This is a genomic window from uncultured Brachyspira sp. (genome assembly GCF_934747485.1).
In the GTDB taxonomy this organism is placed as follows: domain Bacteria; phylum Spirochaetota; class Brachyspiria; order Brachyspirales; family Brachyspiraceae; genus Brachyspira.
Map to the genome: position 1 here is coordinate 25201 of NZ_CAKVGN010000019.1, position 17439 is coordinate 42639.

The window sequence follows — 17439 nt, forward strand, 5'->3', positions numbered from 1 at the left end:
ATAAAGGAATTAATATAATGAAATTCAAAATAGAAGAAAAAGTATTTAACACTTTAGACAATTTATGCATAGCATTTGTTGTAGCTAAAAATATAGACAACAGAGAAAATGATAAGTATGTTATGGATTTGCTTGATAATAACCTCTCAAAAGCCCAAAAAGAATTAGAAAATATAAAGATAAAAGAATATAGTGAAATATTATGTTATAGAAATGCTTTTGAAAAATTATCTATTAACCCTAATAAGTTTTTATCTTCTATAGAGGCTATACTTACAAGAGTGTCAAAAGGTAAAGGATTCCCTCATATAAACAAAATAGTAGATTTAGTTAATGCTTTATCTATAAAATATAAACTTCCTATGGGGTCGCATGATATTGATTCTATGAATGATGATTTTTGTGTAAGATATTCTGTTAAGGGGGATAAGTTTTTGCCTTTTGGGGAGACTGAAATAGAATTATTAGAAGACAATGAGCTTGTATATACTTGCGGTAATGATATAAGAACAAGAAGATGGATATGGAGGTAAAGCGAGTATGGAAAGATTGTAGAGACTACAACTAATATTATTTTTCCAATAGATGGCTTTGTTGGAGTTAACGATAAAAAAGTAATAGAGGCAAGAGATGAGCTTGAAACAATTTTAAAAGAGTTATTTAATTGCACTACTATAAAAGGTTTTTTAAGCAAAGAAAATAATGAGTCTGAAGAGTTTTAATTAAATGCTATTGATAAATAATAATTAAATACGCAATGTAACAACTATAATAAAAAACGTATGCATATTTATTGTATACATACGTTTTTTTATTAATAAATACTAAAATTAATACTCTAATTTTCTATAGTACCTTCTAATATTTAAATCATGATTTTTCTCTTTAGATAAATGATTTGCTATTCTATCAGAGCATAATATAGACATAAATGCAGGAGATAAAAGAGAATAAAATTTTTCATTTATTGTATTTGAAATATATTCTTTTAAATCTAATACAAATAATTTTTCTGTAATATTTTTCAAAAACCTTTCTGCTCTTTCATCCAAAACCCTAGTTTCATCCATATTTTTAACGAGTCCTACAAAAGTATCCTTTTCTACTATTTCCAATGTTCCATGGAAGAATTCTTCAGAAGTTATAGACTTAGTTCTTATCCATAACATCTCTTCCAAAATACACATAGCAAACAAATATACTTCGTCAGTTACATTTCCTGTACCTATCCATAATTGATAAGTTTCATTGCTATATTTTTTTGCCAATTCTTCAGCTATAGGGTCAAATTTCTTCTTAGCATTAATAAACTCTGTTGAAATTTTAGACATATCGCTTACAAACTCATCATAATATTTAAATTCTCCTGTATGATACGCCAATCTCAAATTAAATAATAATAACATTATATACATTAATTCAGAACCAACTTTTTGAGGATTCACTACATTACAATAAGATAATTTAGCGATAGGACTATTTGAATCGCCTGTAATAGCAAATATTCTTATATTTCTTGATTTTAAAATACTTGCTGCTGCTAATGTTTCCTTAGTATCGCCTGATTTTGAAATCATAATTACACATGATTTTTCAGTTAATCTTTTATTGTCTGAAACTCCGACAAAAGCGGCACTCTCTGCAAAAAAATCAATTTTAGCAGATACCTTTCTCATTATATTGGCAACTCCTTTCATTATAGATAATGATCCTCCCACTCCCAAGAAAAATACATTATCATATCCTTCAGAAGCAATTTTATCTGCCATAGACATAATTTCTTTACTTAAAGAAACCCCTTTGTCAATTGTCTCCTTATAAATAACCTCATCAAAATTTAACATATACTCTCTCCTTAAAAAATTAAAATATTATAAAGTTTTTCTTCCAAGTTTTTCATCCATATCAGGAAACATTTTAATATTTAAATCTATCCCCTTATATTCCGTTATTTTATAAGAAATATATTGTATAGGTATTAAATATAAAATAGCTGATAAATACTCATCTATTTTAGGCAAAACTAAATGATTATCTCCTTCTAAACATCCAAAATAATAACTTTTCTTAGCATATTTATCTAAATATTGCATAATAGAAATTAATCTATCATTTAGAAGTTTATTATTAGGAGCTAAATAAATTATAACAGAGCTGTCATTTTTTAGTTCATAACAAGGTCCATGCAAAAAATCTTCCATTTCAAAAAACGATACCGGTATTCTAACTGTTTCTGTAATTTTTGTTTGTGCTTCTGAGGCAACACCTAAACCGCTTCCATAAGAAACCAATATTATTCTATTAGCATTTATCAAATCATTTTTGTTTTTTTCAACCCAATCAATAGAAACTTCTATAACTTTATTAATATTTAATATAGCATCCTCTATTTTTTTTAATTCTTCATTATATTTATCTAAAGTTATGTATGAATTCATTACTGCTAATTCTAATGCTAATAACATTAAAGTTAATGAAGTTGTTAACATACCTTTAGTAACAAATCCTATTTTCTCTTCACCGCAATCTATTTTTATAAAATGTTTAGAAATTTTAGCTAATGGAGAATCTTGTGAATATGTAACAGCAAAGGATCTTTCATAATTATTAGCTTTTTTTATTGCTTCTATTGCCGAAGCACTTCTTCCAGTCTGCGATATTCCAAAATAATAAACATTATCCTCATAACATTTATTTGAATAAGAAATAAACTCTGAAGGATTTTTATATTCTATTTCTATATTAGATATTTTTTCAATATATAGTTTAGAACATAAAAAAGCATTTAAAGAAGAACCTGTAGTAAATACAATTATTTTTTTAGGTTTATCAATACTATATGAATCTAAAAAGTCTTTAAGAATATTTTTTCTATTATTAAAGACATTCATACAAATATCTTGTTCTTCTTTTATATAAGTGAACATATTTAAAACCATAAACACCTCTAAATCAAGCTAATATTCCAAAGAAGCATCCTATTATACCGACAGCAATAATACCAAAAAGCATCCAGTTCACAGAAATGTTTTTTCCAAGTAAATAGAATATAAGTAAAGTAATACCTAATGATAATGTTTTAGGCATAATACTATCTAAAATATTTTGTATAGTCATAGGAGCATCTGCTGTACCTATATTAAATGCTACATTAATATTAACAAAATCAGCTGTCATTCCGCCTATTACCATTAAACCAACTATTGAAACACCATAAGTTATAGAAGCCATAATGCCGCTTTGATCTGCTTTCTTTATAAGATTCATACCCATATTATATCCCATAAAAATACCAAGATATCTTATAACATAGTTAGGTATATTAAAAACTAATAGGAATAAAACAGGACCAACTATACTTCCTTTAAGACAAAAATCTATAGCAATACTTGTAGCAATGATTCTCAATGAAACTAATACTATAGCATCTCCTATTCCAGATAAAGGTCCCATTAGCGCTGTTTTTATAGATCTTATAGCTGTATAATCATCGCTGTTTTTATTTACTTTTTCCTCTTCTAAAGCAATTGTAACTCCCATTACAAATGTAGACATAGCCTGTGTAATATTAAAAAATTCTAGATGAGTTTGTAATGCTTTTGTTATTTTTTGTTTACTGTCCCCATAAAACTTTTTTAAAATAGGTATCAATGCAAAACAAAAGCCCATATGCATTTGTCTTTCATAATTCCAAGTCCATTCCATAAGCATTGATCTGAAAAAAACATTTATTAAATCTTTCTTTGTTATTTTTTTATTATTATTATTTTCCATAGCCAAAATCCTTTTATATTATTAATTAAAAATCATCTTCTTCTGAGGTTGAAGAAGCAGCAGCTTGAGCTTGATTTCTATTAGAAATTATTATTATAGCAATAATAAAACCTAATATAGAAATAGCTAAAGATGGAAGTTTTAAATAAGCTGCTAAGATAAAACCTAAAATATAAAATACTGCCATTTTTTTGTTTATCATCATTCTAATCAAAATAGCAAAACCTAAAGCCGGCATAATTCCTGTAGAAATAGTCATACCTTTTTTAACAAATTCTGGTATTGCATTAAGTAAAGCACTTATAGCACTGCTTCCAAAATAATATGAAAATCCTATAACCAAACCTATTGGTAAAGCTCTAGTAAAGAAACCGCAAATAAACTGAGTCCAACCAACTTTATCTGCTTCTCCTTCATTTGCAAATCTATCAGCTATTTTAATAACAAAAGGATAAACAAATACAAACACTGCATTTTGTATAATAACCATTAAAGTTGCTATTGGAAGTCCTAATGTAATAGCATTTTCTATTCCAGTACCCTGATCTATAGAAAATGCAGCTGCCAATACTGTTCCTGTTATAAATTCAGGAGGCATTGCTGCACCAATAGATACGTTTCCTAAAAAAGCTAACTCTAATGTTCCTCCGATAATAACTCCTGTAGGTATATCTCCCATTACTATACCTGTAAGAGCTCCTACAACTATAGGTCTCATAAACATACTAACGCCTGTGAAACACTTTTCAACAGCCATTATGAAAAAACCTAAAAAACCTAAAGATATTGCTGTAATTAACATATTTTATCTCCTTAAATTATCTTTTAATATAATTTTTTGTTCACTTGGCAATCCTCTTACTTCTAACTCTATTTCTGGAAATTCATTCATAAATTCTATTAATTTATTCTGCTCTTCTTCTGTTAAAGAAACTGTTTTTGATATTTTTTTAGCACCTTCTGTATGTTTTATGCCGCCTAAATTTATACTCTTTATAACTTTTGTTTCTCTAGCTAATTTTATAGCATCATAAATGTTTTCAAATATAATAAAAAGCTTATATTGATCTGTAACACCTGATAATATAGCTTTAATAGAATCATCAACTGTTTTAAATATTAATTTACAGTTGTTAGGCCTAGCTAATTTTAAAGTAGTTTTTCTTATCTCATCATTAACAAGTTCATCATTAGCTATTAATATGCAATCTGTATCAATAGACTGCAGCCAAGAAACTGCTACTTGACCATGTAATAATCTATGGTCTACTCGTACATGTTTTATCATTATTCTTCCTCCTAAAAATCATCATTATCTATATTTAAATCTAAATCATTGCAAAAAATGATAGATTCTCTAGCTAAATTAACAGCATCTCTAATTACATCATTAATATCATTTGAAGAATCCGAATTAGATAATACCTCTATAATTAAACAAATATTCATACCAGCTATTATTTTAACTCTGCTATCTTTTATAAACTTCATAGCCTCATTATTTACACTTCCCCCAAATAAGTCTGTAAAAATTATCAACTCATCATTATCATTAAATTTAGATAAAATATTTTGTATTTCACTTTCTATACTTAATTCATTATCATTAATATAAGCAGATTTAGCTGCTACATCATCTATATTACCTAAAAGCATATTTAAAGTTGATTTTATACCGGAACTCATATCTCCATGCGACATAATTAAAAATTTTCTCATACATATAACCTCATATAATATTATATAACATATTATAACGTATTAAGTATATCAAATAAAAATTTATTTGTCAAGAAATAATGTTATTTTTATAAACTAAATTTCATATTTATGAAAATTTATAATATTTAGATAATAAAATCAGATTATATTAAAAAGAAATGATAATATGCAAAAACAAATATTTTATTCTAAAACGAATTTAAATTTGCTGGCAATAAAATATTCCTCACTAAAATGAATAGGTATAAGATTTTTATCAGATATTAATGTTTTATAAATAAGTAATGGCTCTCCATATCTAATAGATAATAAATTACCAATATCTTTTGCTATATCAGCTTCAAAACTCCAGCGTAAAATACAAGAAGGCTCAACATTATTTTGTCTTAAAATTTTATATATAGAATCTAATTCATCTAATTTACAATTCATAATAAATCTATTCTTCTCATAACTTAAATTATTCCTTTCAAATAACATTGGAATGCCGTCTATGTATCTTATTCTCTCTATAACAATAACTTTATCTTTATCTGATAATGATAAATTAGAAGATATTTCTTCATTAGGTATTTCAACTTTTAAACTCAAATTCTTTGAACTGACAGTATAACCTTTCGATGTGAATAATTCTGTAAAAGAAATAGGGTTATTTTTCTGATTATTAAATACAATTTTTTTTTCAATCTTTGGTCTTATAATAAAAGTTCCCTTGCCTTGTTTCTTTATTAATAATTTTTCCTGTATTAACTCATTAACCGCTTTTCTAATTGTAATTCTGCTTACATTAAATTGTTCTATAAGTTCCAATTCTGTGGGTATTTTATCTCCATGTTCTAAATTATTAATATATTGCTCTTGTATAAAATGTTTTATTTGTATATATAAAGGTGTCATTTTATCATCAAATTCTTTTTTCATAAATAATCCCCCTCTATTATTTTTACTAATTATACAACAAAAATAAATATTTATAAATATCTATGTTGACAAAATATTATGATGATATATAATATAACGTATTATAACATTATATAAAAGGACTATTAATTATGGAATTAAAAGAAATTATATCAAAAATTAAAGAAAAACAGCCTAAAATTAAATCTGTTTTTTTTGTTGGATGCGGTGCTTCTAAGGCAGAATTATATCCTGCTAAATATTTTTTAGAAACAAATGCTAAAAATTTAAGAGCTTCACTGCATACTGCTAATGAATTTAATTATGCAACTCCTGTTTCTGTTGATAATTCAGCAATAGTTATAACTTGCTCTTTAGGAGGAAATACTCCTGAAACCGTACAAGCTACAGCTTTAGCTAAATCTTTAGGAGCACATGTAATAGCTGTTACACATGTTGATGGATCTCCTATAACTGAAAAACCTGATTTTGTTGTATTGCATAGATTCCAAGAAAGTTATTCTGCAAAACAAGAAAAAATGACAAAAGTATTAACTCTTGCTGTTGAAATATTAAATCAATTTGAAGGATACCAGCATTATGATAAAATGATAGATGGACTATCTAAAATATATGATTTAGTAGATAAATCTGTAACAACTGTTTTACCTAGAGCTATAAAATTTGCTGAACAGTATAAAGATGCTCCTGTAATATATTTAATGAGCAGCGGAGCAACATTAGAAGTTTCTTATGCATTTTCAATATGTTTAATGATGGAAATGCAATGGATTAATTCAGGAAACTTTCATGACGGTGAGTTTTTCCATGGACCATTTGAAATAGTTGATAAAGATGTTCCATTTGTATTATTAATGAATGACGGAAGAACTAGGCCTATGGACTCTAGAGCTTTAGATTTTTTAAATAGATTTGGAGCATTAACTACTGTTATAGACGCTAAAGATTTCGGTCTCGGCTCTCATATTAGTAAAGAAGTTGTAGATTATTTCAATCCTATGTTAATAAATTCAATTCTTAGAGTATATGCAGAACAAATGGCAATTATTAGAAATCACCCTTTAGCAACTAGAAGATATATGTGGAAAATAGAATACTAATATAATTAAGCCATAAAAATTAACAAAAAAGAGGTTCAAATTATTTTTGTGCCTCTTTTTTTTATACTTATTTATTATTTGTATTATATCAGCCTATACTATATAATCATTAAGCAGAAATAAAAATAGGATATATTTAAATAATGAAAAAAAACTTAAAAAATGAAATACTAAAACTTGTAAAAAGCGAGGACATAGTAAAACCTACCAGATATTTAGGCGGCGAGATAAACGCTATAATAAAACCTAATATGCCTTTTAAATTTGTTATGTGCTTTGCGGATATGTATGAAGTAGCAATTAGCAATTTGGGGCTTTCTATACTTTATGAGGTTATTAACTCTATTGAATATGCTTCCTGCGAGAGGGTGTATGCTGTTGCTGAAGATTTTGAGAAACTTTTAAGAGAAAAAAATATACCGCTTTATACTTTAGAGACTTTCAGCAGAGTAAAAGATGCTGATGTTTTGGGATTTACTTTGCAGTATGAGCTTATATATACAAATATACTTCAAGTGTTGGAATTAAGTCAAATACCTATACATAGAGAGAGTAGGGGAGAAGATGTGCCTATAATAGCAGCAGGCGGACCAAGTGTGTTTAATCCTTTCCCTTTAGCTGATTTTATTGATGTGTTTTTGTTTGGCGAGTTTGATTTTGAGATGAAAAATTTTGTAGATATAATTTATAATCTCAAAAAAAACGGAGCTAAAAGAGATGATATATTAAAAGAGCTTTCAAAACTTGAATATGCTTATGTGCCTAAATACAAAAAAGAGAATGTAAAAAGAATATTTGTTGAAAACATTAATGAAATGCCTTATGTTAAGAAGCCTTTAGTTCCTCTTGTTGAAGGCATACAAAATAGAATATCCGTTGAAATAGCAAGAGGATGTACACATAGCTGCAGATTTTGTTTGGCGGGTATTACTTATCGCCCTGTAAGAAACCGCACTATAGAAAAAATTGTTGATATAGCAATGGAGTCATTAGAAGCAACAGGGGCAAATACTTTAAATTTATTTTCTCTTTCTGCTGATGATTATCCGCATATTGGAGAATTAATAGAATATTTACAGACTCTCGGAGAGCATAAAGGTTTTTCTCTTTCTCTGCCTTCATTAAGAATAGATTCATTCGATAAAGAAAGTGCTGAAAGAATTGCACAATTTAGAAAAACAGGCTTAACATTTGCATTAGAAGTAGGAAGCCATGAGCTTAGAGAAAAGATAAATAAATCAATGGACGAAGATGCAATTTATAATATACTTGCTGATGTTCAGAAAATGGGTTGGAAGATAGTAAAAATATATTTTATGATAGGATTCACCGATAACCCAGAAAAAGAAGCAGATGAAATAATAGAAGCATTAGAAAAAATGCTCGAAGTATCAAAAAAGAAAGTAAAAATAAATGCCGCTATCAATGTTTTTATACCAAAACCTCATACACCTTTAGAAAACAATAATCAGCTTACAGATGAAGAAGCTATTTACTATATAGGAAAGGTGAGAGACCATTTTAGAGGAAGTAAAGTAGCTATAAAATATCACCCTCCAAGAATGGCAGAAATTGAAGGAATAATATCCAGAGGCGATGAAAAAATTGGGGATATAATCTATAAAGCATATAAAAAAGGTGCAAGATTTGATGCTTGGGTTGAGCATTTTAAATATGATGTATGGAAAGAAGTGATAGAAGAAAATGGATATACTATAAAAGAATTATTAAGCAAAAAAATTAATATGCCTTGGAAATGCATTGACACTCTTGTAAGCCAGCAATTCTTTGAGAAAGAATATGAAAGATTTCAAAATGGAAAGTTTACCGACTACTGCTTTACAGGTAATTGTCAAAACTGCGGTATAGATTATAAAAAATATTGCTACAAATACAAAAAAGAAGTTTTAAATACAAACTTTACCCAAATGGTTGAAGAATTAAAAACTTTAAAGAAAAGAGATATATTTGCTGTAAACTACAAAGTATTTATGAAGTTTAAAAAAGAAGGCATATCATCTCTTTTGGGTATGCATGATTTATCGCGTGTAATGGTTTGTGCTTTTAAAATCGCAGGGGCAAACATATCTTTAAGCAGAGGTTTTCACCCTCTTGAAAAAATGGTTTTTACGCCTCCTACTCCTTTTGCCTGCGAAAGTGAGGCTGAATATATGGAAGTAAGTTTAACTGATAATATAGATATAGATTTATTAAAAAACAAAATTAATAACTTGCTATCTCATATAGGAATAGAAATATTAGAAGCTAACTTTATAGCCGCAAACATAAAAAAAATACAAACTCTTCCACAAAATATTTTATATAAAATAAATACTAATAATAATGATAAAGCATTTAATTTACTTTCAAATAAAGAAGATTTAAAAGAAACTGAAGAGCGTTTGGGCGATTATATATTAAACAAAAAAGATAATGATATATTTATAACTATACTACAGAATGATAATAAACCTATAAGAATTAGAGATATTAAGAGCTATCTTTTAAAGAATACTATTAATATAAAAAATATTAGAAAGCTGAAGTTAGTATAATCATTGTTTTTATTGGGGTATTAATTTTTTATTAATATTTCACTGTATAATAAAAAGTAATATGTGCTTTTGCAACTTTTGCCACGGGAAAAGTTGATATAAAATTACATACATAAACAGCTACATTTTGTCAAAAATAAATTTATATTCTTGTTTTTATATCTGGGGCTTTGCCCCCTGCGAAGCGTACCCATAGGGTAAAAACTTTTTGACGAAGTCCTTCAGGGCGACCGAAGGAAGTGCCTGCGACAGAAGGAAGTACCTTTAGGTATGGGTGTGAGTGCGGCAAAAAGTTGATAATTCTATTAAAGTGCATCAATTGATAAACTTAAAAATTTTTACTATAAAATAGCTTTAATTTAATAATCTATAAATACAGAAAAATCGTTTTGTAAATATTTATCTTCTATATGTATTTTATAATTTAAATTAAGCTTTTTTAATATATCTTGAGTAAGTAAAAGTATATCACCTTTTTTATAATAATAATATTTATCTCCATATTTTTCTTTACAAGATATATCAAGCAAATTAAAACAAACACCCTTTCTTGCAGCAAGTAAAAATGCTTCTATAGCTTCTTTTAAAAATGCTTCATTGTTTCCTAAGTTTAAATTAAAAATACCGGAAGTATATATATAATCAACATCATCTTTTATATCAGTCTTTTTAAAGAAATCCATAGTCATAAATTGAGGGCTAATATTTTTATAAGTTTTTGATTTAGCTCTCTCAACCATCTCAGGCATAATATCTATACCTATGTAGTATAAGTTAATGTTATTTTTATCTATATATTCTGCCAAACTTCCAACCCCGCATCCAACATCAAGCAAAACATTGCCGCTCATATTAAAATGCTCTATTAATGCCTTAAATCTTAAATTCTGTGCCTCTTCAGATTCCCAGTCTACTACTTTATAATCAGGTATATTTAAATCATTCACTCTGTTTATATAATGATCAACTATTATAGATTTTCTGCTTTCTTCCATAAGAATATAATCTCTCTTTAATTATTAATTTATCAATTTATATCATTATTTATTTACACTTAATTTATATATAGTTCTCTCTTTATAATCCCTGTCAGGCGAATATATTATACTAGGAAAATGTAAAAAATTCAAAGCACCAGCCAAATACTCACTCTCAAAACAAAAAGCCATATGTTTGTTTAATACAGTGTTTCTCACTTCTCTGTTATCAAGCATGTTTCCAGAATAAAAATGCATAGCAGGCTGTGTTGTATAAAACTCTAAACTTATGCCTGTTTTTTCACTATAAGCCTTAGCTTTTAATTTGTTTATATCATTATTAGCAAATATAAAACAATTATCATAGCCTCCGCATTTTTCTATGTCTAATCCTATTTTTTTGTTTTTTGTAAAGTCAAAAGGAGTGTTTTCTGTTTTTAAAATCTCCCCGGTAGATACACATTCATCTGTTACAGGAAGATAATATTTTGAATCTATAAATAATTCATGCTCATATATAGTGCTCTCTCCATTTAGATTCCAATAAGCATGATTAGTAAAGTTTAAAGGTGTTCTTTTATCTGTCTTTGCAAAATAATCTATTATTATCTCATTATCATCAGTAAGAGTGTAAGTGATATCAATATTTACGTTTCCGGGATATCCCTCTTCACCGTCTTTTGAAAAATAAGAAAATAATACAGTTTTATCATTAATGCATTTAGAATCAAATTTCTTAAAAGATATACCCTCAACACCTCCATGAAGATGATGTTTATTATTATCATTTTTAGCTAATTTATATGTTGTTCCGTCTAATGTAAACTCTCCATTTATAGTTCTATTAGCAACTCTGCCCACAGAAGAGCCTATATAATCATGGGCTTTAAGATAAAAATTAATATCATCGCTTCCAAAAGAAACCTGAATATCATTATTGTTTTTATCTTTTATAAACACTCCAACTATTGAAGCTCCAATATCTGTGAGTTTTAATACCATATCATTTTTATTTTTTAATTCATAAAGTAAATAGCCGTTATTAAAGTTTTTTATTTGCATGTTTAATATTCTCCGATTTTTTTATAAAGAAGATTATATAAAAATTTTAACTAGTTTTCAACTTAATTTCAGTCATATTTGCAATAAAAAATATTGTTTTTTTTATATATAAATATAAAATATAAAGCATAATTATTTTTAAGGATTATAGAAGTGAAAGATTTACTTATTGAAATATTAGTTGAAGAAATACCTGCAGATTTTGCCTATCCTGCAAGTATGAGTTTTAAGAAAATTATGGAAGATATGCTAAAGAATAACGGTATAAGTTTTAAATCCATAATAGCCTATACAACTCCAAGAAGATTATCTGTTCTTGTTGAAGAGGTGGAAGAAAAGTCAAAAGATGAAGTTGTAGAGTCAAGAGGTCCTTTATTAGAAAGTGCTATAAAAGACGGCAGCTTAACAAAAGCAGGAGAAGGATTTTTAAAATCTCATAATATTGAAAATATTAAAAATATAGATGAAAAAGAAGATTTTAATAAAGCATATATAAAAGAAGTTGGCGGAAAAAAATATTTATTTGTAAAGAAAGAAAAAAAAGGCGTAGACACTAAAAAATTATTTGAAGAAGTGTTGGAAGATATTGTAGCTAAAATAGATTTTAAAAAGAAGATGAGATGGTCAGATAAAGATTTTGCATTTGTACGCCCTATTAGAAATGTACTTGCTTTATTTGGAAATGAAGTGATAAAAACTACTGTTGCTGGAATAGAGACAAACAACAAAGTAACTGGGCATAGACTACTTTCTCCAGAGTTTAAAGAAATTAATAATCCTAAAGATTATGAAAAGACTTTAGCTGAAAAGCATGTAATTGTTTCAAGAGAGAAAAGATTAGAAAATATAGTTGGTCAATTAGAAAAAATAGAAAAAGAGCTTGGTTTTGAAGCTGTATCAAAGAAAAAAGTTTCTGAAATAGTTGTAGATTTAGTAGAAGAGCCTTATTTGCTTACTGCTGAGTTTGATTCTAAATTTTTGGAAGTGCCTAAAGAAGTTTTAACAAGCGAAATGATTGAGCATCAAAAATACTTCCCATTATGTAAAAAAGACGGTTCTTTAACTAATATATTTGTAATTACAGCTAATCAGCCTAAAACGCCTCAAATAATAGCAGGGAACATAAGAGTATTAACAGCAAGACTTTCTGATGGAAGATTCCTTTATCAAGAAGATATTAGAAAGGGTATGGACGAAATGAATGAAAGACTTGAAATGCTTATGTTTAGAAAAGAGCTTGGAAGCGTTGCCGATAAAGTAAAAAGACTTGAGAGAAACTCTGAGCTTTTAGTAAATCTTTTGGGTTATGAAAAGAATAAAGAAAATATACTTAAAGCTATAAAATATATGAAATCAGATTTGGTAAGTAATATGGTCTACAACTTCCCAGAGCTTCAAGGTATAATGGGCGGTTATTTTGCTAAGTCTATGAATCTTAATGATGATGTGGCTTTGGCTATAAATGAACAATATAAACCTTTATTTGCTGCTGATGAAATACCTTCAAATGATACTGGTAAGGCTATAGCTATACTTGACAAGATGGATAATATTGTAGCTGGTTTCTATGTTGCTGATATACCTACTGGCTCTCAAGACCCTAATGCTTTGAGAAGACAGGCACTTGGTATTGTAAACATTCTTATAAAATCTAAAAAGCATGTTAATCTTAAAAAATTAATAGAAGATTCTATTAACTCTATGCCTAAAGATGCTAAAGTAAATAAGAGTAATGATTTATTGAATGATATATTTGAGTTCTTTAAATCTCGCTTTGAAAATGATATTGACTTTGCAAAAGATTCTGTTGCAGGGGTTCTTTCTACTGGCATAGATGATATGTATGATGCTTACTTAAAGATAGAAGCTATTGATGCGTTTAGAAAGAAAAATGAAGAATTATTCTCTAATCTTTTATTAGTATTCAAAAGAGTTAAAAATATGATTAAATCTGCTAAAGAAGTTAATTTAGATGAATCATTATTAAAAGAGGAAGCAGAGAAATCTTTATACAACATTTATAAAGAGAAATTAAATGAAGTTAATAAGCTTATGGAAAAGAGAGAATATGAAAAAACATTTGCTTTATTAGCAAGTCTTTATGAGCCATTAGATAAGTTCTTTAAAGATATTATGGTAAATGTAGATGATGAGAAAATCAAAAACAACCGCATAGCTTTGCTTTCTTCAGTAGATAAGATTTTTAAGAATATGCTTGACTTCTCTAGTTTGGTAAAATAATAATAAATAAGATTATAAATTAAAGGGGCTTTATTAATAAAAATAAAGTCCCTTTTTTATATAAAAAATAATTGATTAGGATAAATTGGATTATATTTTATCAATTTTTATTTTTATAAACGCATTGTCAACTTTTCCCGTCGTACACGCTGTGGACTTCGTCAAAGTTTTTATCCTTTGGATACGCTTCGCAAAAGTACAAATATTTTAACTTTATATAATATTAATAAAATATAATTTTAAAAATTTTATGATAGCAAATATTTCTCTTCTAAGGCTTTTAAAGGCTTACTAAATTGCTTAGTTAATAATCCAACAAATACAGCTCCCGCAATAGTACCCTCTCTAACACCTTCTAAATGTCCTAAAAATGATAATACTGTTACAACTGCTATTATTACTAACAATGTGTAAAATGCCATTTTAGTGTTGCCAAATTTGAAAGGAAATATTTTACAAATAGCTAAAACAACTCCTTCACCGGGTGTAGTAACTAACTTTGCCATTACTTCTATGCTTACTCCTAAACCAAGCAATATTATTCCTAATATACATAAAGCCCATTGCTGAATATAATTTGTGTATGTTATATCTTTTATTAAGTATCCAGAAAAATCAATCATAAGCCCAAATAAAATAAGTGCTGGTATTTGAAAAAGCTGAAATAAATCATACTTTTTTCTGAGCAGCAATATTTGTATTAATATAAATACAAGATTGATGATAATAGTTGTTACTCCTACTGATAAACCTGATATTGAACTTGCCACATATGGCACGCTTGAAATAGGAGAAGTACCAAGTGCTGCTTTAATAGAAAAAGCTATACCCAAAGACATAGTAGCAAGACCTATTACTAATATTATACATCTTTCAATAAAACGATTTTTAAAAATTTCTCTGTTCATAAATTAAACTCCCTTAAGCGACTGACACATTTTCATTAACAGTTCTTTTAATTTTTCTTCATCTTCTTTTGATATCTCATTTGTAGCAATGCTTTCTATATCCTCAAAAACTTTCTCCATATAATTTGAAGCCTCTGCTCCTTTTTCTGTTAGAGAAACATAAAGAGAACGTCTATTGCCATCATGCTGCTTTCTTGAAATAAGCCCGGCATTTTCCATACCTAATAATATGCTTCCTACAGTTGTCTGCTCTATTTCTAAGTAGTTTGCTATAGTTTTTTGGTCTGCCTCTTTAAATTTAGACAAAAAATATAATATTTTAGGCTGACCAGATGTAAGCCCTATTTTGTTTGCTTCAAGCATTACTCTTTTTGCAAACATAGAATTAGCTTTCATTAGTAAATAGTGCAGATTCTCCAATGTGAGTATCCTTATAATAAGTATTGTTATAATGATATAGCTTATTATATATCTATTAAAAAAAATGTCAAATTAATTACTGTTAGTTTAAATGTGTTATATAATTTTCTAATATTTTCTTAGTACAAAGTTATATATTAGATTATAAATATATTCTTTTAATTTAAATAAGGTGTTTTTATATGAATGAGACAGGTATTTTGTAAAAATATTTTACTTATTTACAAAAATAAGTAAAAAAACTTGACAAATATTAAACAATATACTATACTATTATTATACTTATAATAAAACCGTTAAGGAGAGTAAAATGAAAAAACAAGTAAAACAAATTATTCTAATTGCTTCTATTATGATGCTATCTATAGCTACGGTATTTGCAGCAGATATGCCTATACAGGCTAATCAGCTTCCCAAAAAAGCACAAGATTTCATCAAAGCTAATTTTGCAAACGACCAGATAGTTTATGCTGAGCAAGACAGAAATAGTTTTAAAGCAGAATTAGCTAGCGGAGTTGAGATAGATTTCGATAAAAACGGAGATTGGACTGATGTATCTGCTAAAATGCCTTTGCCTACAAATTTTATACCAGCAAATATAATGAAAGCAGTAGGAGCTAAATATCCTCAAGTTCCTGTTTTAGAAATAAGCAAAGAGTATAATAGCTACAAGTTAAAATTGGGAAACAATAGAGAGGTTTATGTGGATAATAGCGGTAAAATTGTAGGAGATAAATTAGATTAATAAAAAATAGAAATCAAGTTTTAAAAAAGAGAGAGGTATTTTTGTGCTTCTCTCTTTTTTTGTTAGAATTCCAAAATATTTTATTTTTTTTGTATATAGTATATAATTAATGAAAAATACATAAAAGGATAATATTTATGAAACATTTAATCATTTTAGCACTCGCTATTTTCATTATTTCCTGCGGCGGCAATACTGAAACAAATAAAGAAACCGCAGCAGAACCAGCAACACTTACTATAGATTTTCAGGCTATATTCGGTGAAAAGGCCAATGATGATAATACTATAATGCAAAACTCATATTTAAAAGTTACAGGCAATTATGGAGATATTGATGCTAAAGTAGATGCTGTTACAGGTGCTTCTACACCTACAGGAGCTACAAAATCTTGGGATTCATACAGATATGAGAACAAACAATTTGCAAACAATAAAATTGAGAGAGGCTTAGGATTTTTTGTATTATACGGAGTTGCACCTGCAAAAACTTACAATTTTGACGGTATGACAGGAACTGGTATATCACAAAAAACTTTAGACGGCACTAATGGTCCTCAAGTTACAGGAACAGGGGTTACAAAAGATGAGACTGGAGTTATCACTATTAGATATGCACATGCAGGCGGTCCTACTGTTTATCCTTGGGCTTATGAATTAAAGTCAGATACTAATGGAATATTTAAAATTGGTTATGGTTCAGAAAATAATAAAATGAGCAAATTACAAATTTCTAATGATATTGATTTTGCAAACATAGAAATGGTTACAGATAAAGCTAAAGATGGAATAGGTTATTGGCAGGGAGATTTACAAGGTACTTTTGAAAATGATGTTCTCACATTAAAAGGTACTTTAAAAGAAGTTAAATAAATTAAATGCTTAATAGGGGATTTTATCCCCTTTTTTAATAAATTATAATTATATCTTTTATTTTTTAGATGTTTAGGAGCCATACATATTGCACGTTTTTTAGTTTAAAAAAAGCAGGTATTCCTTATAATTTAATTAACTA

General features: G+C 27.6%; 16 protein-coding genes and 1 pseudogene. 6 read left to right on the forward strand and 11 right to left on the reverse strand.

Annotated features, from left to right (window positions below; genetic code table 11):
• The first annotated feature begins 17 nt into the window (after nucleotides 1-17).
• Nucleotides 18-722, forward strand: a pseudogene (locus tag Q0H31_RS05150) (B3/4 domain-containing protein).
• A gap of 108 nt (nucleotides 723-830) precedes the next feature.
• Here the strand turns inward: Q0H31_RS05150 and Q0H31_RS05155 are convergent.
• The 7 genes from Q0H31_RS05155 to Q0H31_RS05185 form a co-directional block, all read right to left on the reverse strand.
• Nucleotides 831-1844: an SIS domain-containing protein gene (locus Q0H31_RS05155; RefSeq protein WP_288685116.1), complete on the reverse strand. Its 1014-nt coding sequence runs from the start codon at nucleotides 1842-1844 to the stop codon at nucleotides 831-833.
• A 27-nt stretch (nucleotides 1845-1871) separates the two neighbouring features.
• Nucleotides 1872-2939, reverse strand: a complete 1068-nt coding sequence (locus tag Q0H31_RS05160; RefSeq protein ID WP_295296169.1) for an SIS domain-containing protein — start codon at nucleotides 2937-2939, stop codon at nucleotides 1872-1874.
• Nucleotides 2940-2952: 13 nt separating this feature from the next.
• A complete protein-coding gene (locus Q0H31_RS05165) occupies nucleotides 2953-3774 on the reverse strand; it encodes a PTS system mannose/fructose/sorbose family transporter subunit IID (protein ID WP_295296170.1) in 822 nt (273 codons plus the stop codon).
• A 25-nt stretch (nucleotides 3775-3799) separates the two neighbouring features.
• Nucleotides 3800-4576 (reverse strand): PTS sugar transporter subunit IIC, encoded by a 777-nt coding sequence (locus Q0H31_RS05170; protein ID WP_288685119.1) that lies wholly within the window; start codon nucleotides 4574-4576, stop codon nucleotides 3800-3802.
• Between the two features lie 3 nt (nucleotides 4577-4579).
• Nucleotides 4580-5062: a PTS sugar transporter subunit IIB gene (locus Q0H31_RS05175; protein ID WP_295296171.1), complete on the reverse strand. Its 483-nt coding sequence runs from the start codon at nucleotides 5060-5062 to the stop codon at nucleotides 4580-4582.
• An 11-nt stretch (nucleotides 5063-5073) separates the two neighbouring features.
• Nucleotides 5074-5493 carry a PTS sugar transporter subunit IIA gene (locus tag Q0H31_RS05180; protein WP_295296172.1) on the reverse strand — a complete coding sequence of 140 codons (420 nt, stop codon included), beginning with the start codon at nucleotides 5491-5493 and terminating at the stop codon, nucleotides 5074-5076.
• A 186-nt stretch (nucleotides 5494-5679) separates the two neighbouring features.
• Nucleotides 5680-6417: a GntR family transcriptional regulator gene (locus tag Q0H31_RS05185; protein WP_295296173.1), complete on the reverse strand. Its 738-nt coding sequence runs from the start codon at nucleotides 6415-6417 to the stop codon at nucleotides 5680-5682.
• 131 nt (nucleotides 6418-6548) lie between these two features.
• Here Q0H31_RS05185 and Q0H31_RS05190 point away from each other — a divergent pair, with 131 nt between their 5' ends.
• Together Q0H31_RS05190 and Q0H31_RS05195 are read left to right on the forward strand one after the other, a co-directional pair.
• Complete coding sequence (locus tag Q0H31_RS05190; RefSeq protein WP_295296174.1) at nucleotides 6549-7517, forward strand: SIS domain-containing protein; 969 nt, start codon at nucleotides 6549-6551, stop codon at nucleotides 7515-7517.
• A gap of 143 nt (nucleotides 7518-7660) precedes the next feature.
• Nucleotides 7661-10072 (forward strand): TIGR03960 family B12-binding radical SAM protein, encoded by a 2412-nt coding sequence (locus tag Q0H31_RS05195; RefSeq protein ID WP_295296175.1) that lies wholly within the window; start codon nucleotides 7661-7663, stop codon nucleotides 10070-10072.
• A gap of 359 nt (nucleotides 10073-10431) precedes the next feature.
• On the opposite strand, the gene Q0H31_RS05200 is transcribed toward Q0H31_RS05195, so the two are convergent.
• Entirely contained in the window at nucleotides 10432-11067 is a 636-nt protein-coding gene (locus Q0H31_RS05200) for a class I SAM-dependent methyltransferase (protein WP_295296176.1), read from the reverse strand.
• 45 nt (nucleotides 11068-11112) lie between these two features.
• Nucleotides 11113-12111, reverse strand: a complete 999-nt coding sequence (locus Q0H31_RS05205) for an aldose epimerase family protein (RefSeq protein ID WP_295296177.1) — start codon at nucleotides 12109-12111, stop codon at nucleotides 11113-11115.
• Between the two features lie 153 nt (nucleotides 12112-12264).
• On the opposite strand from Q0H31_RS05205, the gene glyS reads away from it, so the two are divergent.
• The gene (gene glyS / locus Q0H31_RS05210; protein WP_295296178.1) at nucleotides 12265-14352 is read left to right on the forward strand and encodes a glycine--tRNA ligase subunit beta; all 2088 of its coding nucleotides are present in this window, start codon (nucleotides 12265-12267) and stop codon (nucleotides 14350-14352) included.
• Between the two features lie 248 nt (nucleotides 14353-14600).
• On the opposite strand, the gene Q0H31_RS05215 is transcribed toward glyS, so the two are convergent.
• Both Q0H31_RS05215 and Q0H31_RS05220 read right to left on the reverse strand, forming a co-directional pair.
• The gene (locus Q0H31_RS05215) at nucleotides 14601-15260 is read right to left on the reverse strand and encodes a DUF6198 family protein (protein ID WP_295296179.1); all 660 of its coding nucleotides are present in this window, start codon (nucleotides 15258-15260) and stop codon (nucleotides 14601-14603) included.
• A 3-nt stretch (nucleotides 15261-15263) separates the two neighbouring features.
• Nucleotides 15264-15656, reverse strand: a complete 393-nt coding sequence (locus Q0H31_RS05220; protein WP_295296180.1) for a MarR family transcriptional regulator — start codon at nucleotides 15654-15656, stop codon at nucleotides 15264-15266.
• Nucleotides 15657-15990: 334 nt separating this feature from the next.
• On the opposite strand from Q0H31_RS05220, the gene Q0H31_RS05225 reads away from it, so the two are divergent.
• Both Q0H31_RS05225 and Q0H31_RS05230 read left to right on the forward strand, forming a co-directional pair.
• The gene (locus tag Q0H31_RS05225) at nucleotides 15991-16425 is read left to right on the forward strand and encodes a PepSY-like domain-containing protein (RefSeq protein WP_295296181.1); all 435 of its coding nucleotides are present in this window, start codon (nucleotides 15991-15993) and stop codon (nucleotides 16423-16425) included.
• Nucleotides 16426-16562: 137 nt separating this feature from the next.
• The gene (locus Q0H31_RS05230) at nucleotides 16563-17297 is read left to right on the forward strand and encodes a hypothetical protein (RefSeq protein WP_295296182.1); all 735 of its coding nucleotides are present in this window, start codon (nucleotides 16563-16565) and stop codon (nucleotides 17295-17297) included.
• The last annotated feature ends 142 nt before the right edge of the window (nucleotides 17298-17439 follow it).

Bases quoted from the DNA above. Each gene is read 5' to 3' on its own strand.
- Q0H31_RS05195 (WP_295296175.1), top strand. From the start codon at position 7,661: ATGAAAAAAAACTTAAAAAATGAAATACTAAAACTTGTAAAAAGCGAG.
- Q0H31_RS05205 (WP_295296177.1), bottom strand. From the start codon at position 12,111: ATGCAAATAAAAAACTTTAATAACGGCTATTTACTTTATGAATTAAAA.
- Q0H31_RS05160 (WP_295296169.1), bottom strand. From the start codon at position 2,939: ATGGTTTTAAATATGTTCACTTATATAAAAGAAGAACAAGATATTTGT.
- Q0H31_RS05170 (WP_288685119.1), bottom strand. From the start codon at position 4,576: ATGTTAATTACAGCAATATCTTTAGGTTTTTTAGGTTTTTTCATAATG.
- Q0H31_RS05190 (WP_295296174.1), top strand. From the start codon at position 6,549: ATGGAATTAAAAGAAATTATATCAAAAATTAAAGAAAAACAGCCTAAA.
- Q0H31_RS05200 (WP_295296176.1), bottom strand. From the start codon at position 11,067: ATGGAAGAAAGCAGAAAATCTATAATAGTTGATCATTATATAAACAGA.
- Q0H31_RS05230 (WP_295296182.1), top strand. From the start codon at position 16,563: ATGAAACATTTAATCATTTTAGCACTCGCTATTTTCATTATTTCCTGC.
- Q0H31_RS05185 (WP_295296173.1), bottom strand. From the start codon at position 6,417: ATGAAAAAAGAATTTGATGATAAAATGACACCTTTATATATACAAATA.
- Q0H31_RS05165 (WP_295296170.1), bottom strand. From the start codon at position 3,774: ATGGAAAATAATAATAATAAAAAAATAACAAAGAAAGATTTAATAAAT.
- Q0H31_RS05220 (WP_295296180.1), bottom strand. From the start codon at position 15,656: ATGAAAGCTAATTCTATGTTTGCAAAAAGAGTAATGCTTGAAGCAAAC.
- Q0H31_RS05155 (WP_288685116.1), bottom strand. From the start codon at position 1,844: ATGTTAAATTTTGATGAGGTTATTTATAAGGAGACAATTGACAAAGGG.
- Q0H31_RS05215 (WP_295296179.1), bottom strand. From the start codon at position 15,260: ATGAACAGAGAAATTTTTAAAAATCGTTTTATTGAAAGATGTATAATA.
- Q0H31_RS05225 (WP_295296181.1), top strand. From the start codon at position 15,991: ATGAAAAAACAAGTAAAACAAATTATTCTAATTGCTTCTATTATGATG.
- Q0H31_RS05180 (WP_295296172.1), bottom strand. From the start codon at position 5,493: ATGAGAAAATTTTTAATTATGTCGCATGGAGATATGAGTTCCGGTATA.
- Q0H31_RS05175 (WP_295296171.1), bottom strand. From the start codon at position 5,062: ATGATAAAACATGTACGAGTAGACCATAGATTATTACATGGTCAAGTA.